This is a genomic window from Asticcacaulis sp. AND118 (assembly GCF_020535245.1).
Lineage (GTDB): Bacteria > Pseudomonadota > Alphaproteobacteria > Caulobacterales > Caulobacteraceae > Asticcacaulis.
The window spans coordinates 248,186-264,645 of record NZ_CP084910.1 but is presented as its reverse complement, the minus strand read 5'-3'; the positions used below and the strand labels follow the sequence as shown (position 1 = coordinate 264,645).

Genomic DNA, 16,460 nt, shown 5'->3' with positions numbered 1-16,460 from the left:
AGACGACGCTTATGCGTCTTCCTTTTCAGGCGTGACGCCTTCGTTGAGCGCGGGGAAAGGCAGCGGCTCCTTGTGCTTTTTGCCGGCCTTTTTGCCCTTTTTCTTCTTGTCGCCCTTCTTTTCGCCCTTCACCTTGGGCGCATCGACGGCGTCTTCCTCACGCACGGCGGCGATACGGCGCAGCAGCTTGAGAAAGCTATCGCGCTTGGGCGGCGACAGCAGCGACAGGATGCGTTCGTCGGCCGCCTCGACCTTGGGGCGGATTTCGCTGAGCGCCGCACGGCCTTCGTCCGACAGGCGGACCAGATTGGCGCGCGCATCGGTGGCCGAGCGTTCGCGCTCCAGAAGCCCCTTGGTGATCAGGCGCGCCACCATGTCAGCCAGGGTCGAGCGGTCGATGCCCGTCGCCTTGACCAGATCGGTCTGGGTCAGGCCTTCGGTCGAATCGGCGGCCAGCAGCAGGGCGTATTGCCGCTGGGTCAGGGCGCTGTCGCCGGTTTCTTCGGTATAGATGTCGAGCGCGATTTGCAGCACGCGGTGGAGAAGATGCGACGGCGAATTTTCCAGCAAGTCCGAACCCTCGAAATGATTACGCTTATGCTTCTTCATGCGCCGTCCCCATGCTGAACGGCGCTATATAATCACTACTATACTACAAAATTACGACAAATCCATCCGCATACTGACGGAGTGCGCTCAGGAGGCGGACGATTGCGTGTCCGACACGATGTTCTTCATCAGGAAGGGCGTCAGAATAAGGGTGAAGACGATGGGACCGCCGAACAGCGAGGCCATCTTCCACGTCACCCACACATCGTCCGACTGGGTGCGCCAGACGATCTCATTGGCCACGGCCATCACCGCATAGAAACCGACATAAAGCCACGTCAGTTGCGGCCACGCCCCCTCTTTCAGCTTCAGCGTCTCGCCGATCAGGCTGCGCAGCGGGTACCTCTTCATCAGCGCCGCCACCGCCAGAATACCGCCGATCAGGACGTTGATGACCGTCACCTTGACCTTGATGAAGACCGGGTCGTGGAAGAAGATGGTCATCAGGCCCATCGGAATGGCGAACAGGGTCGCCACCAACGGAATCCACGCCACGCGCTTTTCGATGATATAGGCGGCGATCAGGGCCACAACCGAAATGGCGATCAGCACGCCGGTCGCCCAGATCATCGGCGCGGTGGCGTCCGCGCCGCCGACCTTCAGCGCACGGAACAGGAAGAAGCTCAGACCGAAGCCTACGACCGGGCCGAAGTCGATAGCCCCCTTGACCCAATTGGTCGCTGCCGGTTCCGGCGCTTCGGGCACGATGGCTTCGGGCAGGGCGTGCTCCTGAGCCTCGGTGATCTCTATCCTGGGTTTCGGATCGTTCATACTAGTCTCCCAAAGGCTCCAGACCGACCATCGAGCGGGCGAAGGCATTGGCGCGGAAGGGTTGCAGGTCGTCTATGTCTTCGCCGACACCGATCAGCTTGATCGGCGCGTCCGAGGCCTTGGCGATGGGCACCAGAATGCCGCCGCGCGCCGTACCGTCAAGCTTGGTCATGACGAGGCCGGAGACAAAGGCCTGACGGCCGAAAATCTGTTCCTGACTGAGGGCGTTGCGGCCCACCGTGGCGTCGAGCACCAGCAGGGTTTCGTGCGGCGCGTCCGCATCGACCTTCTTGATGACGCGGACGATCTTGAGCAGTTCGTCCATCAGTTGCTGCTTGTTCTGCAGACGCCCCGCCGTATCGATCAGCACGACGTCATAGCCCTCTTCCTTAGCGCGCAGGGTGGCGTCGTAGGCGAGACCCGCCGCATCGGCGCCGGTCTTACGGCCCATGAAGTCGGCCTTGGCGCGCTCGGCCCACACCTTGAGCTGCTCGACCGCGGCGGCGCGGAAGGTGTCGCCGGCGACGATCAGCACCTTCGCGCCCTTGGAGGTCAGGTCGGCGGCGATCTTGCCCAGGGTCGTGGTCTTGCCCGACCCGTTCACGCCGACGAACAGCACGATATAGGGCTTGGGGCCCGACAGCGGATTGAAGGTGTCTTCGCGGCCCTTCAGTTCGTCGGCAATGGCCTCGGCCAGCGCTTCCTTGACGGCGCGGTCGTCGGTCGAGGCGAATTTCTTCTCGGCCATCTTTCCGGCGATGGAGGCAGCGATGTGCGGACCGAAATCGCTTTCGATCAGCATGTCTTCCAGCGCTTCCAGCGCGGCGGCATCCAGCGTCTTGTTGGCGACGAAAACGCTCGTCACCTGCTCGGTCAGTTGCTGAGAGGTTTTCGACAGGCCCTGCGTCAGGCGCGAAAACCAGCCGGGTTTTTTAGTATCGCTCATTCATGTCTCCCCCTCTCCCGCGCGGGGAGAGGGTTGGGGTGAGGGGGCCGCTTACGGAGGATCGCCCCCTCATCCGGCCTGTCGGCCACCTTCTCCCCACTGGGGAGAAGGGGCGCTAAGCAATTTCAGCAATCGCTCTTTTCCCGTCATGGCCGGTAATGCGCAAAGAGGCAATACCCCCAATAGCCGCATCGCCTTCGAACAGCACTTCGGTAAAGTCCGCCGCGCGAGCGAAGCCGGGCTTTTCGACAACCACCGACACTTCACGCCCGACCTGGCGGTCCAGATGCCGCGTCAGGGCTTCGGTCGCCTTGCCGCGCAGACGGGCGGCACGATCCTTGATCAGCGGGCGCGGCAGTTGCGGAATCTTCGCCGCCGGGGTCTGCGGGCGCGGGCTATAGGGGAAGACGTGCAGGAAGGCCAGATCGCATTCATCGACCAGCGCCATTGAATTGGCGAAGTGCTCTTCCGTCTCGGTCGGGAAGCCGGCGATCATGTCGGCCCCAAAAGCCACATCCGGACGCAGGGCACGCACCTGCTGCACCAGCTTGATAGCGTCGGCGCGCAGATGGCGGCGCTTCATGCGCTTGAGGATCAGGTCGTCGCCGTGTTGCAGGCTGAGGTGCAGATAGGGCGCCAGACGCTCCTCTTCGGCAAACAGACGCAACAGGCTGTCGTCTATTTCCGCCGCGTCTATCGAAGACAAGCGCAGGCGTTTCAAATCCGGCACGTGCTTGAGGATGCGCCCGACCAGATTACCCAGTTGCGGCGTCCCCGGCAGGTCGTTGCCCCAAGAGGTGAGGTCCACACCGGTCAGCACCACCTCGTTATAACCTTCGGCCACCAGCCGCGAAATCTGGCCTACCACATCGCCCGCAGCGGCCGAACGCGAATTGCCGCGGCCATAAGGGATGATGCAGAAGGTGCAACGGTGATCGCAGCCGTTCTGCACCTCGACATAGGCCCGCGCACGGTCCTTCAGCCCGTCGATCAGGTGACCGGCGGTTTCGCGCACCGAAAAGATATCGTTGACGGCGATGCGCGCCGTGTCCGGCGTCAGGGCATAGGCCCCGGCCTTGGCCTTGTCGCCATTGCCGATAATGAAATCGACCTCACCCATATTGGCGAAGGTGTCCGGATCGGTTTGGGCCGCACAGCCGGTGACGATCAGGCGCGCCGCCGGGTTTTCCTTACGCGCGCGGCGGATGGCCTGACGCGCCTGACGCACGGCCTCGCCCGTCACGGCGCAGGTGTTGAAGATGATCGCCCCATCCAGCCCGTCATCGGCGGCGACCTTGCGGATCTGCTCGGACTCGTAAGAATTCAGGCGGCAACCGAAGGTCACCACCTCGACGCCCGACGTCACGCCAGTCGGCGTGACGGGCGGTTCAGCCAAAGTACCTTCCTGTACGTCTTCGTGGAGGTGTGTGGTGCCGTCAGCCATCAAGCTGACCTTCAAACTCGACCTCGACCGGGCCGGTCATGATGACGTGGTCATCCGACTGCCGCCACAGGATATGCAGCGGGCCGCCGTCCATAATGACATTGGCGTGGCGGTCGGTCAGACCGCGCCGCGCACAGGCGACCAGCGTGGCGCAGGCCCCGGTGCCGCAGGCCTTTGTGATGCCCGCGCCGCGTTCCCACACCCGCATGCGGATGGTGTTGCGGTCGATGACCTGCGCGAATTCGACGTTCACACCTTCAGGGAAAAGCGGGTGGTTTTCGATCAGGCTGCCCGTGCGCTCGACATCGACGCTCATCACGTCATCGACGAAAAAGACCACGTGCGGATTGCCCATCGAGACGGCGCAGGGCGTGTGATAAAGCGGCGCATCGATCGGTCCGACCTGAAGCTCCAGCCGTTCGGTGTTCATCTCTTCCGACAGCGGAATCTGCGTCCAGTCGAGACGCGGCGGCCCCATATCGACGCTGGCCATACCGGTCTTCGCGTCGCGCTCCAGCACCTTGGCCGTCGTAGCCCCACCCAGCGTATCGATGCTTAGCTCCGCGCCGGGCGTGTCGCGGTCGAGATACCAGCTCACGCAGCGCAGCGCATTGCCGCAGGTTTCCACCGTGCCCCCGTCCGAATTCCACACGCGCATAAAGGCGTCGCCCGACGCCGAGGCCTCGATCGAGATAAGCTGATCGAAGCCGATGCCGGACGCGCGATCACCCCACGCCTTCACCTGATCGGCAGAGGGCTGGAAAGGCGTCTGGCGGGCATCGACGACCACGAAATCGTTGCCGAGGCCGTTCATCTTGAGAAAAGGGCGGTCCATGACCGGCTATATAGTCTCAAAGCCCGTTAAAATGTAGGCTTTTGTGGAAAATCTTGCTAACCGGGGCACATCCAATCGAAAGTGGAGGAACCTCCCCATGCCCAAAGCCTACATCATCGCCCAAGCCAAGGTCAGCGATCCGGAATCTTACGCCAAATACGGCGCGGGCACCAAGGCGCCTGCCGAGATGTTCAACATGACGCCGCTGGCGCGCGGTGGTCGTTCGGAAGTTCTGGAAGGTCAGGGCTTTCCGCGCGTGGTGATCCTTGAGTTCCCGTCCTACGAAGCGGCGCTCGGCTATTACAATTCGCCGGAATATCAGGCCGCCCGCGAACACCGCCTGAATGCGGCGGAGTTCAACATGGTGGTCGTCGAAGGCGTGGAGTAATGCCCCATCCTCCCCTGCGAAGCGGGGGAGGGGGACCACGAAGTGTGGAGGGGGCAAGTCGCGAGCAATGCCCCCTCCGTCTACTCGCTATCGCTCGTATCCACCTCCCCCGTACGCTTCGCTACAGGGGAGGATGAAAACAAAAAACCCCGCCGGAGCGATCCGGCGGGGTTTTTTGTTTCTGATTGTCAGAACGGTTTAGTGGACCGTTTCGACATATTCCTCGGCGCGTTCGGCCAGGATGGTGATGCCCTCGGCATTCACATCCGCGAAGCCGCCGATCACCTGAAACATGCGCTTCTGGTCGCCGTCGATGATCGTCACTGTGCCTTCGCTCAGCGTCGTCATCAGCGGCGCGTGGCCGGCCAGAACGCCGAACTCGCCTTCGGAACCCGGTGCGATGACCTGATCGACGTCACCGGCGAAGAGTTCGCTCGTCGGCGTCACCAGAGAAACGTGAAGTTTGTCAGCCATATCCGGCGTCCCTTAATCGGTGGGCAGCCTTGGCTGCTCACCACTTAACCAAGATGTGAAAATTTTCGACGGGCTGTGCCCTGCGTAAATTTTCCCGATATTGACCCCACCTGAAAGTATTCGGGCGAAGCCCGTGACTTTCAGGCGGGAGAATTAGGCTTCCGCCGCCAGACGCTCGGCCTTGGCGATGGCTTCCTCGATGGAGCCGACCATGTAGAAGGCGGCCTCCGGCAGGTGGTCGTAGTCACCGTTGCAGAGGCCCTTGAAACCCTTGATGGTGTCTTCGATCTTCATCAGCACGCCCGGCGTACCCGTGAAGATTTCGGCCACGTGGAAGGGCTGCGACAGGAAGCGCTGAATCTTGCGCGCGCGGGCCACGACCAGCTTGTCTTCTTCCGACAGTTCGTCCATGCCGAGGATGGCGATGATGTCCTTCAGCGACTTGTACTGCTGCAGGATTTGCTGAACCTGGTTGGCGGTGTTGTAGTGCTCTTCGCCGACGATGCGCGGATCGAGGATACGCGAGGTCGAGTCGAGCGGATCAACGGCCGGATAGATGCCTTGTTCGGCGATCGAACGCGACAGAACGGTCGTGGCGTCGAGGTGGGCGAACGAAGCGGCCGGGGCCGGGTCGGTCAGGTCGTCGGCGGGCACGTACACGGCCTGAACCGAGGTGATCGAACCCTTGTTGGTCGAGGTGATGCGCTCTTGCAGCTTGCCCATTTCAGTGGCCAGCGTCGGCTGATAACCCACGGCCGACGGAATACGGCCCAGCAAAGCCGACACTTCGGAACCGGCCTGCGTGAAGCGGAAGATGTTGTCGACGAAGAACAGCACGTCCTTGCCTTCGACGTCGCGGAAGTATTCGGCCTGAGCCAGACCGGTCAGAGCGACGCGGGCGCGGGCGCCGGGAGGCTCGTTCATCTGACCATAGACGAGGGTGCAGCGCGAAGCCCCGCCACCGCCGTGCTCATTCACCTTCGACTCGATCATTTCGTGATACAGGTCGTTGCCTTCGCGGGTGCGCTCGCCGACGCCGGCGAACACCGAGTAACCGCCGTAGGCCTTGGCGATGTTGTTGATCAGTTCCTGAATGGTGACGGTCTTGCCGACGCCGGCGCCGCCGAACAGGCCGATCTTACCACCCTTGGCATACGGGCAGATCAGGTCGATGACCTTGATGCCGGTGACGAGGATTTCAGCCGAGGTGGCCTGATCTTCGAAGGCCGGGGCGTCGGCATGGATCGGGTTGAAGAAGGTGGTTTCGATCGGGCCGGCTTCGTCGATCGGCTCGCCGATGACGTTCATGATGCGGCCGAGCGTCGCCGGGCCGACGGGCACAGTGATCGGCGCGCCAAGGTCGGTCACTTCCTGACCGCGGACCAGACCTTCGGTGGCGTCCATAGCGATGGTGCGCACGGCGTTTTCACCGAGGTGCTGGGCGACTTCGAGCACCAGACGCGCGCCGGAGGCGGTGTTGGTGGTTTCGAGGGCATTCAGGATGGCCGGCAGGTTGCCGTCGAACTCGACGTCGACAACGGCGCCGATGATCTGAGAGATACGGCCCTTATTGGCCGTAATTTGCTGATGAGCGGTCATGTGTGCGGTCTCTGATTAAAGGGCTTCGGCACCGGCGATGATCTCGATCAGTTCGGTCGTGATCTGGGCCTGACGTTTACGGTTGTATTTGAGGTTGAGCGCGTTGATCATTTCGCCCGCATTGCGCGTCGCATTGTCCATGGCGCTCATCTGGGAGGCGTAGAAGCCCGCATTGTTTTCCAGAAGCGAGGCCAGAACCTGAATGGTCAGGTTGCGTGGCAGCAGGGTTTCGAGGATTTCTTCTTCCGACGGCTCGTAGGTATAGACCGCGCCGCCCGACGTATCTTCGGCAGCGGCGGCTTCGACCTGGGCCGGGATCAGTTGCTTGGCGGTCGGAACCTGAGCGATCACCGACTTGAACTGGCTGTAGAACAGGGTCACGACGTCGGCGCGGCCTTCGTCGAATTCCTTGAAGATGGCTTCGGCGATCGGCTGAACCGTGGTGAGGTCCAGCGTCTTGCCCAGTTCGAAGCTTTCGACGAACAGGTCGCCGAACAAACGTTTGAGCTGGTCGCGGCCCTTGCGGCCCACGGTGATGACGCGAACCGTCTTGCCTTCGGCCTTCAGCGCGTTGATGTGGTCGCGTGCGGCGCGGCCGATCGACGAGTTGAAACCGCCGGCCAGACCGCGATCGGCGGTCGCCACGACGACGAGGTGCTTCTGAGTGGACCCCGTGCCGGCCAGCAGCTTCGGCGCAGCGTCGCCCGACACGCCCTTGGCGAGGTTGGCGATGACAGCCGCCATGCGCTTGGCATAGGGGCGCGCGTTTTCCGCCACATCCTGAGCCCGCTTGAGCTTGGCGGCGGCGACCATCTGCATGGCCTTGGTGATCTTCTGCGTGGCTTTCACGCTTCCGATCTGATTGCGCATGTCCTTAAGACTTGCCATGAAAAGTCCCTATCATTCGGGGGTAGCCCTCCCGGCCAGACAAGCTGGCCACGGCACGGGCCGCCCCGCTCCCCCGCTCGCGCAGGGGAGGAGGTTTATTAGGCGAAGTTGGCGGCGTAGTCGGCCACGATGGCCTTCAACTGCTCTTCCAGCTCCGGCGTCAGGGCCTTCTTCTCGCGGATGGCGGTCAGGAGGTCGGTGTGCTTGCCGCGCAGCAGCGACAGGAATTCGCGCTCGAAACGACCGACTTCGTTGACCGCGACCTTGTCGAGGTAACCGCGGGTGCCGGCGTAGATCACGCAGACCTGCTCCTCGACCTTCAGCGGCGAATATTGCGGCTGCTTCAGCAGTTCGGTCAGGCGCGCACCACGGGCCAGCAGGCGCTGCGTAGCGGCGTCGAGGTCCGAACCGAACTTGGCGAAGGCGGCCATTTCGCGATACTGGGCCAGGTCGCCTTTGATCGAACCGGCCACCTGCTTCATCGCCTTGATCTGAGCCGCCGAGCCGACGCGCGACACCGACAGACCGACGTTCACGGCCGGACGGATGCCCTGATAGAACAGGTCGGTTTCCAGGAAGATCTGGCCGTCGGTGATCGAGATCACGTTGGTCGGGATATAGGCCGACACGTCGTTGGCCTGGGTTTCGATGATCGGCAGGGCGGTCAGCGAACCGGCGCCGTTTTCATCGTTGAGCTTCGCGGCGCGTTCCAGCAGGCGCGAGTGCAGGTAGAAGACGTCGCCCGGATAGGCTTCGCGGCCCGGCGGACGGCGCAGCAGCAGCGACATCTGACGGTAGGCGACGGCCTGCTTCGACAGGTCGTCATAGATGATCAGGCCGTGCATGCCGTTGTCGCGGAAGAACTCGCCCATGGCGCAGCCGGCGAACGGCGCGAGGTACTGGAGCGGAGCCGGTTCCGACGCCGTGGCGGCGACGATGATGGTGTACTCCAGAGCGCCGTTTTCTTCCAGCGACTTGACGATCTGAGCGACGGTCGAGCGCTTCTGTCCGATAACGACGTAGATGCAGTACAGCTTGGCCGACTCGTCGGTGCCGGCGTTGGCGGCCTTCTGGTTCAGGATGGCGTCGATGGCGACGGCGGTCTTACCGGTCTGACGGTCACCGATGATCAGTTCGCGCTGGCCGCGGCCGACGGGGATCAGGGTGTCGATGGCCTTGATGCCGGTCTGCACGGGCTCGTGCACCGACTTGCGCGGGATGATGCCGGGGGCCTTGACGTCGACGCGGCGGAATTCGGTCGATTGGATCGGACCCTTGCCGTCGATCGGTTCACCCAGCGGGTTGACGACGCGGCCCAGCAGGCCCTTGCCGACCGGAACCTGCACGATTTCGCCGAGGCGGCGGACTTCGTCGCCTTCGCGGACTTCGCGGTCTTCGCCGAAGATAACGACGCCGACATTGTCCTTTTCCAGGTTCAGGGCCATGCCCTTGACGCCGGCCTTGGGGAAGGAGACCATTTCACCGGCCTGAACCTGATCCAGACCGTGAACGCGGGCGATACCGTCACCGACCGACAGAACCGAACCGACGTCCGAAACGTCGGCTTCTTCGCCGAAACCGGCAATCTGAGCTTTGAGGATAGCCGAAATCTCGGCAGCACGAATGTCCATTGGCATGCTCTTCTTGGCGTCTTACGCCCGCTTGAGGGCAAATTTGAGGGAATCGAGTTTGGTTTTAAGCGAAGCGTCGAACAGGCGCGAGCCGACGCGAACCTTGAGGCCGCCCAGCAGCGACGGATCGACCGTCTGGCTGAGGACGGGGTCCTGACCGAGCGCGGTGCGCAGCGCGGCCTGAAGACCGGCCACCTGCTCATCGGACAGGGCCGTGGCGGAGGTAACCACCGCCGAAACGATGCCCTTCCTGGCGTCGTACAGGCGGTTGAAAGCGGTGATGAAACCGAAGACCTGATCCAGACGGACGTTCTGCGCCATCAGGCCCAGGGCCTTCAGCGTCAGGGCGTTCGGCTTGGCGGCGTTCAGAACGGCGGTGAGGCCCTTCAGCTTGTCTTCGGACTTGAAGGCATGCGAGGTGACGAGACGGCGGAGATCCTTGCTTTCGATCAGCAGCGCCTTCAGGGTCTTGAGATCCGCCTGCACCGCATCCAGGTTACCGGCGGCTTCCGCCAGTTCGAACACGGCCTTGGCGTAACGCTCACCGACCTCTGTCTCTCTAAAAATATCGCTCACGATAACTTTTCCAGCCAAAGAAATAAGTGGAATGGGCTTTTCCGGGGCCGGCGGGGCGCACTAAAACTACAGGCGCGCAAAAGCGACCGGCCATTCAAGCCGCGCGCCTCTTAGCATGGGGTATGACCCACCGCAACCAAGCAAAAAGCATTTTTCACTTTTCTGTGACCGCATAACGATCACAGCTCATGTCGCCTTTTTTCAGCCGCAAGTCCGCAAAAGGAAAAATGACGCGAATCTGCACCGGACAATCGATTTCACTGTTATGCGGCACATTGCCGCCTGATGCCGCTGCGTCTATTTAGAACGCTCGTACTCTTTTCTCTGAGAAAGACCTCATGGACCTTCTGGCCCTTTTTTCCGACCCCACCGTCTGGGCAGCCCTTATTACGCTCATTGTGATGGAGGTCGTGCTCGGCATCGACAACCTCGTCTTCATCTCCATCCTGTCCAACAAGCTGCCGGAGAAGGACCGTCAGAAGACCCGCCGTCTCGGTATCGCCCTGGCGCTGATAATGCGCCTCGGCCTGCTGTTGACCATCGGCTGGATCATCGGCCTGAAGGCGGAGGTGTTCAATCTGGGCCTGATCGGGCCGATCGGTGAGCACGGCGAGCCGATGTTCGAGACCTCCTTCTCATGGAAGGACCTCATCCTGATCGCGGGCGGCCTGTTCCTCCTGTGGAAGGCGACCAAGGAAATCCACCACACGGTCGACCCCGCGCCGACCCATGACGTGATGGACGCCAAAAACGCCACCATCAACAATGCGGGCGCCGCCATCGTGCAGATCATCCTGCTCGACCTCGTCTTCTCGGTCGACTCGATCCTGACCGCCGTCGGCATGACCGACCATGTGCCGGTCATGATGATCGCCGTCGTCGTCGCCGTTCTGGTCATGCTGCTGGCTTCGGACCCTCTGGCCAACTTTATCGACAAGAACCCGACCGTCGTCATGCTGGCACTGGGCTTCCTGCTGATGATCGGTACGGTGCTGATCGCCGAAGGCTTCGGCGTCCACGTGCCCAAGGGTTATATCTACGCGGCGATGGCCTTCTCGGCCATGGTCGAGGGCCTGAACATGCTGTCGCGCAACGCACAGAAGAAGAAGGCCGCCAAGTCGCCCGATCCGCATATCTGATCCTGACGACAGCTTAGCCTGCAACGCCCCCGGTTCTGATCGGGGGCGTTTTGCGTTTATGCTTCTGCTCAATACTCGGTTAAGCCTGTTGCCCTATCCTGACGGCGTTAGCAGAAGGCTCGACACCATGGATATCGGCAGCACCTACGCCGCCCGCGCCAGCACCGCCGCGAGCGTGCTCGACAGCCTGAAGGCCCTGCGCGCCCAAAACACCGCCCAGAAAGTCGAAGACAAGAGCGCCGCCCAGAAGCAGGCGGCCGAAGACCTCCGCGACCTGCCGAAAAAGACGCGCGACGATGTGCGGGCCCGCGCCAAGCTCAAGGTGACGCAACTTCTGGAGCGATTGAAGCTCATCAGGGAGATGGGCCAGAACGACCCCAAGACGATGGCGAGGATGCTGGCCAGCCTGATGAAAGAGTTGAAGGCTGCCGTGAAGGCATATGCCAGCGCCGGCGGCAATTCGATGGATGTCTCGGCCTTTTCGTCGGCTCAGACCGCCGCCAGCACCCCGGTGTCTGAAGACGCGCAGGACAGTGCCAAGGGCGAGGTCGAAGCGGCCGAAGCCGCTGAGGACGCCGCAAAAGAGGCGGAAACCCTCGAAGACGCCGAACCGGTCGAGGACACGGAAAACACCGAAGAGACCGGCGAACCGGCCCTGCCTTCCCCGGCCCAGACCCGCGCCGCCGCCGAAGCCTATGTGCGGACCGAACGCAGCCGCGCCGAAAGCGAACTGATGGACGTCCACGATTTCATGAAGCAGGTCCGCGCCATCACCAGGAAGGTCAAGGACATGTTCGAAACGGCGAAGATTCAACTCGCCTTTCAGAAGGTCGACAAGGACACGGTCGAAGCCTTCCAAAGCTCCGGCAAGGACATGGAAGAAGTCGAGGACATGCTGGACGCCATGGATAAGGCACTGAACGACGAACGCGCTGTCTTCGGACCCAAGGCCGCTCTCTTCGCCTGAGTTTTACGCCATCGGGCTTCACCTTGCTTCCTTACGCCGCGAAGGCCGGTCTTCGCCATACCGGAGGCCTTTTGCTTTGTGGCTCGCCGAACTTCGTTTCGGATCAGATGCGCCACTAGAGCGCAATCCGATAAAGTGGGCACCACTTTTCGGAAAAAGTGCGCGACCCCTCAAAAACTGAGAGCGAGATGATGTTTCCGCTTTAAATCATCTCGCTCTAAAAACTAAAGGAAGCTGTAAGGTTCGATATCCGTGACCACGCGAACCGCATGAGGCGCTTTCAGGCTTTTCAGCCAAGCGCTCATAAAGCCCTGAAGGTCGCGGTTGCGGTCGGCGCGCACCAGAAACCGCTTGCGCCACATGCCGCGCACCAGGCTGAGCGGCGCGTCGGCGGGGCCATAGACGTCGATCCCTTCCGTATTGGGAATGGCCAGCGCCAGTTCCCGCGCGAAACGGTTGAGCAGCGCATTGTCCTTGGCCGACAGGATCACTGCCCCCAGTCGGCCATAGGGCGGGAATTGCGCGATGTCGCGGCTCATCTGCTCATAGGCGTAGAAGGCTTCACGATCCTGCGCCTGCAAGGCCTGCATTACCGGATGCTCCGGCGTATAGGTTTGCAGCACCGCCCGCCCCGGTTTGGTCGCGCGCCCGGCGCGGCCCGTCGCCTGCGCCAGAAGCTGAAAGGTGCGCTCCGCCGCGCGCAGATCGCCGCCCTTGAGCCCCAGATCGGCGTCGACAATCCCCACCAGAGTCAGGTTGAGAAAGTTGTGGCCTTTGGCCGCGGCCTGTGTGGCGACGAGAATATCGATCTCGTGATCCTCCACCCGCTTGATCAACGCCGCCGAAGAATCCGCATCCGGCGTGGTGTCGGATGAGAAGATTTCAGCGCGCGCCTGCGGGAAACGTTCCTTCACCTCTTCGAGAATGCGCTCCACGCCCGGCCCGATCGAGGTCAGGCTGTCGAGCGCGCCGCAATGCGGGCAGCGGTCAGGCTTCTTCATCGAAAAGCCGGTCAGGTGGCAGACCAGCCGTCCCGACGCCCGGTGCTCAACCAGCCAGCTATCGGTCTTGGGCGAAGTCATGCGTTCTCCGCACGCCCGGCACAGGACCAGCGGCGCATAGCCCCGGCGGTTGAGGAACAGCAGCACCTGTTCGCGGCGCTGAAGGGTTTCGCTGATTTCGGCCACCAGCGGATCGGACAGCCACCATTTGTCGCCGGTGGGCCCCGCGTCCGGCTGATGCGTCTTCATATCGATCAGCGAAATGTCGGGCAGTTGCGCCGTACCGTGGCGGCTTTCCAGCCGCACCCAGACATAGCGTTCCTTCTGGGCATTGGTCAGGGTTTCCAGCGACGGCGTGGCTGAGGCCAGCACCACCATGAAGCCGTCGCGGTGCGCACGCATGACCGCCAGATCGCGGGCCTGATAGCGCACGCCCTCTTCCTGTTTGTAAGAACCATCGTGTTCTTCGTCGATGACGATCAGGCGCAGGTTTTTGTACGGCAGAAACAGGGCCGAGCGCGCCCCGACGATCAGCCGCGCCTCCCCCGCCGCCACGCCTTCCCAGATACGCCGGCGCTGCGATGCGGACACCGCCGAATGCCACTGCACCGGCGGCACGCCGAACCGATGCTCCAGTCGCCCCATAACGGCCGTGGTCAAAGCGATTTCCGGCAACAGGACCAGCACCTGAGCGGTGGGATCGTCGCGCAGGGCCCGTGCCACGGTTTCCAGATAGACCTCGGTCTTGCCCGAACCCGTCACCCCGTCGAGCAGTACCGGCGCGAAACCCTGACGGTCCCATTCGTTTCGCAGCAACCGGTCGGCCGCCGTCTGATCCGGATTCAGGCTCGGCGTCCTATGGTCCGGGTCCGGCGTGGCGAAACTCTCGTTGCTCAATTCGACCTTATCCAGATACCCCCTCTTCTCCAGCGTCTGCACCACGCCCGGCGTGACGCCCGCCGCCTGCGCCAGTTCCGCGGCCGTCAGGGGCAGGACGGCGCTTTCCAGCACCCGCGCCTGTTTCGGCGTCGGCTTGATCGCTTCGACAGCGCTGCGTACATAGCCGTAACGCGCCTGCGCCTTCGGAGTCTTCAGCGCCTGCAGGCAGCCTTTTAGAAAGGTCCCCGGCGCAGTCAGGGTCCAGCCCGCCGCCCACAGCCAGAAGCGCACGCTGGCCTCCGGCACGCGCGGATCGTCGATGCGCGAGGCGATGGGTTTCAGCCTGGCGTCTTCGGCGCTTACGTAAATCTCCGCGACCAGTCCGCGTATCTTCGCGTGGCCCAACGGTGCCCAGACATGATCCCCGACGCCGAGGTCCAGGTCGTCCGGAATCAGATAGTCCAGCGCTGTTTCCATGGGCGCCAGCACCACAACCTTCGCCCGCCGGGTGGCAACGGCGGGCGCGTCAATTAAGCTGTCGGTGTGGCTGTCCATAAGAATTTAAGCGTTAACCATAGAATTGACTCATCCCCGCGCCGATTTTATGCCATCACTTGGGTCAACGCCAAGTTTAACCTGCCGTTTACCACACCCGATAACCAGCATGTCCTCAGATTTCCGCGAACCGACGACGACCGAGCGCCTCGCCGCCCTGATGGATTATCAGACCCTGCGCGGTCTCCTGCCCGATTTCGTGCAGGAACTGAAGCAGGATCGCGAGCTGCTGGAAAAGCTCGGCCTGCAAACCCGGACCCGCACCCTGATCGATTTCGGCCCGGCCGCCCTGTCGCGGCTGGAGGCCAAGGCCATACGCGATTTCGACATGCGCCGCCAGATCGAGGCGACGGCCCGCGCCAATTTCGACGCTCAGGGGCAGGCTCATGCCATGACCCTGTCGCTGATGGAATCGCGCAACCATTCCGATCTGGCCCGCCGCCTGAACGAAGAAGTGCGCAACCGCTTCGGTCTCGTCTGCGCCACCATCGCGCTGGAAGACACCGCGCCGATCCCGCTGGGCTGGATGACGCTCGACTACGGGGGCGTGGACTATATCATCGGCGAAACCGGCCTGTCGCTGCTGGGGCCGGACGGCGTCTGCCGCGCGCTGTTCGGCGATGACGTCCGTCGCATCAAATCCGCCGCCGTCATCCGCACGGCCATGTGGCGCGAAGGCCGTCCCGGCGCGGTCGCCTTCGGGTCCGCCGATTGGGAAGGCTTCAGCCCGGAAATGGGTGCCGAACTGGTCGCCTTCATTGCCCGCGTGGTCGAACGCGTCGCCGAACGCTGGCCGGTTTTGTAACCCGCCTACACTCTCCACATCGTATCTTTTCATCGCGTCAGGCTCATATACGGCACATGTCCGTGGAGTCAAAAATGGTGCGTTACAAGCTGGGTTGCCGTCTCGAATACGAAGTGCTGACGCCTTCGGTCTTCATCTTCAATCTGGAGATCGCGCGGCTGCGTCGGCATCTGGACGTGGTCGAACAGCTCAGCATCACGCCAAGCCTGCCGCTGAACAGTCACACCGTCCCCGACATCAATAATCGCTATTTCGGTCTGCACGCCCGGCCCGGCCCGCTGAGCGTCCATTATGAGGCAGAGGTGACGCTGGATGTGCACCGCGCCGATCCGGCGACGGTGAATGAAACGCCGGTCGCGCAATTGCCGCTCGACATCCTGCCCTTTCTGCTGCCTTCGCGTTTTGTACCTTCGGACCGGCTGGCGGATTTTGCGCGCAAGGAGTTCGGGCATCTGCTGCCCGGTTTCAGCCGCGTCACCGCTATCTGCAACTGGCTCTACGATCATATCGATTATCAGCGCGGCACCTCGGACGAACAGACCACAGCCACCGAGAGCCTGCTGCGCCGCGCCGGCGTGTGCCGCGACTTCGCGCATCTGGGCATTGCCTTTTGCCGCGCGCTGGAAATTCCGGCGCGTTTCGTCAGTTGCTACGCCTATGGCCTGCAACCGAGCGACTTCCACGCCGTGTTCGAAGCCTATCTCGACGGGCGCTGGTGGCTGTTCGACGCCACGCGACAGGCGCATCTGGATGGGCTGGTGCGCATCGGGGTCGGGCGCGACGCGGCGGAAATCGCCTTCTGCTCCTTTTTCGGCGGCAAGGCCGATTGCGGCCCCATCGACATTACCATTACCCGCGCCGACGGGCTGGCCGAACCGTTGTGGCGCACCACCGACGCCATTTCGACCGAAGAACCCGCCCCGAACGGTGGAGCCGTTTAAGGGTTGGTTAGA

16 protein-coding genes are annotated in these 16,460 nt (G+C 62.5%); 5 read left to right on the top strand and 11 right to left on the bottom strand.

Features of this window, described 5'->3' with window-relative positions:
• Nucleotides 1–9: 9 nt before the first annotated feature.
• The 5 genes from LH365_RS01245 to dapF form a co-directional block, all read right to left on the bottom strand.
• Nucleotides 10–609: a MarR family winged helix-turn-helix transcriptional regulator gene (locus LH365_RS01245; protein ID WP_226744411.1), complete on the bottom strand. Its 600-nt coding sequence runs from the start codon at nt 607–609 to the stop codon at nt 10–12.
• Between the two features lie 87 nt (nt 610–696).
• Complete coding sequence (locus tag LH365_RS01240) at nt 697–1,380, bottom strand: inner membrane-spanning protein YciB (RefSeq protein ID WP_226744410.1); 684 nt, start codon at nt 1,378–1,380, stop codon at nt 697–699.
• 1 nt (nt 1,381) lies between these two features.
• On the bottom strand, nt 1,382–2,326 hold the full coding sequence (ftsY, locus tag LH365_RS01235) for a signal recognition particle-docking protein FtsY (protein WP_226744409.1): 945 nt from the start codon (nt 2,324–2,326) through the stop codon (nt 1,382–1,384).
• Nucleotides 2,327–2,441: 115 nt separating this feature from the next.
• A complete protein-coding gene (gene mtaB, locus LH365_RS01230; RefSeq protein ID WP_226744408.1) occupies nt 2,442–3,770 on the bottom strand; it encodes a tRNA (N(6)-L-threonylcarbamoyladenosine(37)-C(2))-methylthiotransferase MtaB in 1,329 nt (442 codons plus the stop codon).
• A complete protein-coding gene (dapF, locus tag LH365_RS01225) occupies nt 3,763–4,605 on the bottom strand; it encodes a diaminopimelate epimerase (protein WP_226744407.1) in 843 nt (280 codons plus the stop codon). Before dapF ends, mtaB begins: the two co-directional genes overlap by 8 nt.
• Nucleotides 4,606–4,702: 97 nt before the next feature.
• Between dapF and LH365_RS01220 the strand changes: the two genes are divergently transcribed.
• Nucleotides 4,703–4,993, top strand: a complete 291-nt coding sequence (locus tag LH365_RS01220) for a DUF1330 domain-containing protein (protein WP_226744406.1) — start codon at nt 4,703–4,705, stop codon at nt 4,991–4,993.
• A gap of 198 nt (nt 4,994–5,191) precedes the next feature.
• Here the strand turns inward: LH365_RS01220 and LH365_RS01215 are convergent, their stop codons facing one another.
• The 5 genes from LH365_RS01215 to LH365_RS01195 all read right to left on the bottom strand — a co-directional run bounded on the left by LH365_RS01215 (nt 5,192) and on the right by LH365_RS01195 (nt 10,161).
• Entirely contained in the window at nt 5,192–5,467 is a 276-nt protein-coding gene (locus tag LH365_RS01215) for an ATP synthase F1 subunit epsilon (protein ID WP_226744405.1), read from the bottom strand.
• A 153-nt stretch (nt 5,468–5,620) separates the two neighbouring features.
• Nucleotides 5,621–7,066: a F0F1 ATP synthase subunit beta gene (gene atpD / locus LH365_RS01210; RefSeq protein WP_226744404.1), complete on the bottom strand. Its 1,446-nt coding sequence runs from the start codon at nt 7,064–7,066 to the stop codon at nt 5,621–5,623.
• A gap of 15 nt (nt 7,067–7,081) precedes the next feature.
• Nucleotides 7,082–7,954 (bottom strand): F0F1 ATP synthase subunit gamma, encoded by an 873-nt coding sequence (locus LH365_RS01205; RefSeq protein ID WP_226744403.1) that lies wholly within the window; start codon nt 7,952–7,954, stop codon nt 7,082–7,084.
• Between the two features lie 98 nt (nt 7,955–8,052).
• Entirely contained in the window at nt 8,053–9,585 is a 1,533-nt protein-coding gene (gene atpA / locus LH365_RS01200) for a F0F1 ATP synthase subunit alpha (protein WP_226744402.1), read from the bottom strand.
• 21 nt (nt 9,586–9,606) lie between these two features.
• Nucleotides 9,607–10,161 (bottom strand): F0F1 ATP synthase subunit delta, encoded by a 555-nt coding sequence (locus tag LH365_RS01195; protein ID WP_226744401.1) that lies wholly within the window; start codon nt 10,159–10,161, stop codon nt 9,607–9,609.
• A 338-nt stretch (nt 10,162–10,499) separates the two neighbouring features.
• Between LH365_RS01195 and LH365_RS01190 the strand changes: the two genes are divergently transcribed.
• Both LH365_RS01190 and LH365_RS01185 read left to right on the top strand, forming a co-directional pair.
• On the top strand, nt 10,500–11,300 hold the full coding sequence (locus tag LH365_RS01190; protein ID WP_226744400.1) for a TerC family protein: 801 nt from the start codon (nt 10,500–10,502) through the stop codon (nt 11,298–11,300).
• Nucleotides 11,301–11,427: 127 nt separating this feature from the next.
• Nucleotides 11,428–12,267 carry a hypothetical protein gene (locus tag LH365_RS01185; protein ID WP_226744399.1) on the top strand — a complete coding sequence of 280 codons (840 nt, stop codon included), beginning with the start codon at nt 11,428–11,430 and terminating at the stop codon, nt 12,265–12,267.
• A 224-nt stretch (nt 12,268–12,491) separates the two neighbouring features.
• Here LH365_RS01185 and LH365_RS01180 read toward each other — a convergent pair whose 3' ends face one another.
• Nucleotides 12,492–14,702 (bottom strand): primosomal protein N', encoded by a 2,211-nt coding sequence (locus LH365_RS01180; RefSeq protein WP_226744398.1) that lies wholly within the window; start codon nt 14,700–14,702, stop codon nt 12,492–12,494.
• Nucleotides 14,703–14,811: 109 nt separating this feature from the next.
• Here LH365_RS01180 and LH365_RS01175 point away from each other — a divergent pair, with 109 nt between their 5' ends.
• Complete coding sequence (locus tag LH365_RS01175) at nt 14,812–15,507, top strand: DUF484 family protein (protein ID WP_226744397.1); 696 nt, start codon at nt 14,812–14,814, stop codon at nt 15,505–15,507.
• A gap of 74 nt (nt 15,508–15,581) precedes the next feature.
• Nucleotides 15,582–16,448, top strand: coding sequence for a transglutaminase family protein (locus LH365_RS01170; protein ID WP_226744396.1), 867 nt, complete (start codon nt 15,582–15,584; stop codon nt 16,446–16,448).
• Nucleotides 16,449–16,460: the final 12 nt, after the last annotated feature.

Excerpts from the sequence above, each read along its gene's own strand:
- ftsY (WP_226744409.1), bottom strand. The coding sequence starts at position 2,326 with ATGAGCGATACTAAAAAACCCGGCTGGTTTTCGCGCCTGACGCAGGGC.
- LH365_RS01215 (WP_226744405.1), bottom strand. The coding sequence starts at position 5,467 with ATGGCTGACAAACTTCACGTTTCTCTGGTGACGCCGACGAGCGAACTC.
- LH365_RS01170 (WP_226744396.1), top strand. The coding sequence starts at position 15,582 with ATGGTGCGTTACAAGCTGGGTTGCCGTCTCGAATACGAAGTGCTGACG.
- dapF (WP_226744407.1), bottom strand. The coding sequence starts at position 4,605 with ATGGACCGCCCTTTTCTCAAGATGAACGGCCTCGGCAACGATTTCGTG.
- LH365_RS01205 (WP_226744403.1), bottom strand. The coding sequence starts at position 7,954 with ATGGCAAGTCTTAAGGACATGCGCAATCAGATCGGAAGCGTGAAAGCC.
- atpA (WP_226744402.1), bottom strand. The coding sequence starts at position 9,585 with ATGGACATTCGTGCTGCCGAGATTTCGGCTATCCTCAAAGCTCAGATT.
- LH365_RS01185 (WP_226744399.1), top strand. The coding sequence starts at position 11,428 with ATGGATATCGGCAGCACCTACGCCGCCCGCGCCAGCACCGCCGCGAGC.
- LH365_RS01175 (WP_226744397.1), top strand. The coding sequence starts at position 14,812 with ATGTCCTCAGATTTCCGCGAACCGACGACGACCGAGCGCCTCGCCGCC.
- LH365_RS01220 (WP_226744406.1), top strand. The coding sequence starts at position 4,703 with ATGCCCAAAGCCTACATCATCGCCCAAGCCAAGGTCAGCGATCCGGAA.
- atpD (WP_226744404.1), bottom strand. The coding sequence starts at position 7,066 with ATGACCGCTCATCAGCAAATTACGGCCAATAAGGGCCGTATCTCTCAG.
- LH365_RS01240 (WP_226744410.1), bottom strand. The coding sequence starts at position 1,380 with ATGAACGATCCGAAACCCAGGATAGAGATCACCGAGGCTCAGGAGCAC.
- LH365_RS01180 (WP_226744398.1), bottom strand. The coding sequence starts at position 14,702 with ATGGACAGCCACACCGACAGCTTAATTGACGCGCCCGCCGTTGCCACC.
- mtaB (WP_226744408.1), bottom strand. The coding sequence starts at position 3,770 with ATGGCTGACGGCACCACACACCTCCACGAAGACGTACAGGAAGGTACT.
- LH365_RS01190 (WP_226744400.1), top strand. The coding sequence starts at position 10,500 with ATGGACCTTCTGGCCCTTTTTTCCGACCCCACCGTCTGGGCAGCCCTT.
- LH365_RS01245 (WP_226744411.1), bottom strand. The coding sequence starts at position 609 with ATGAAGAAGCATAAGCGTAATCATTTCGAGGGTTCGGACTTGCTGGAA.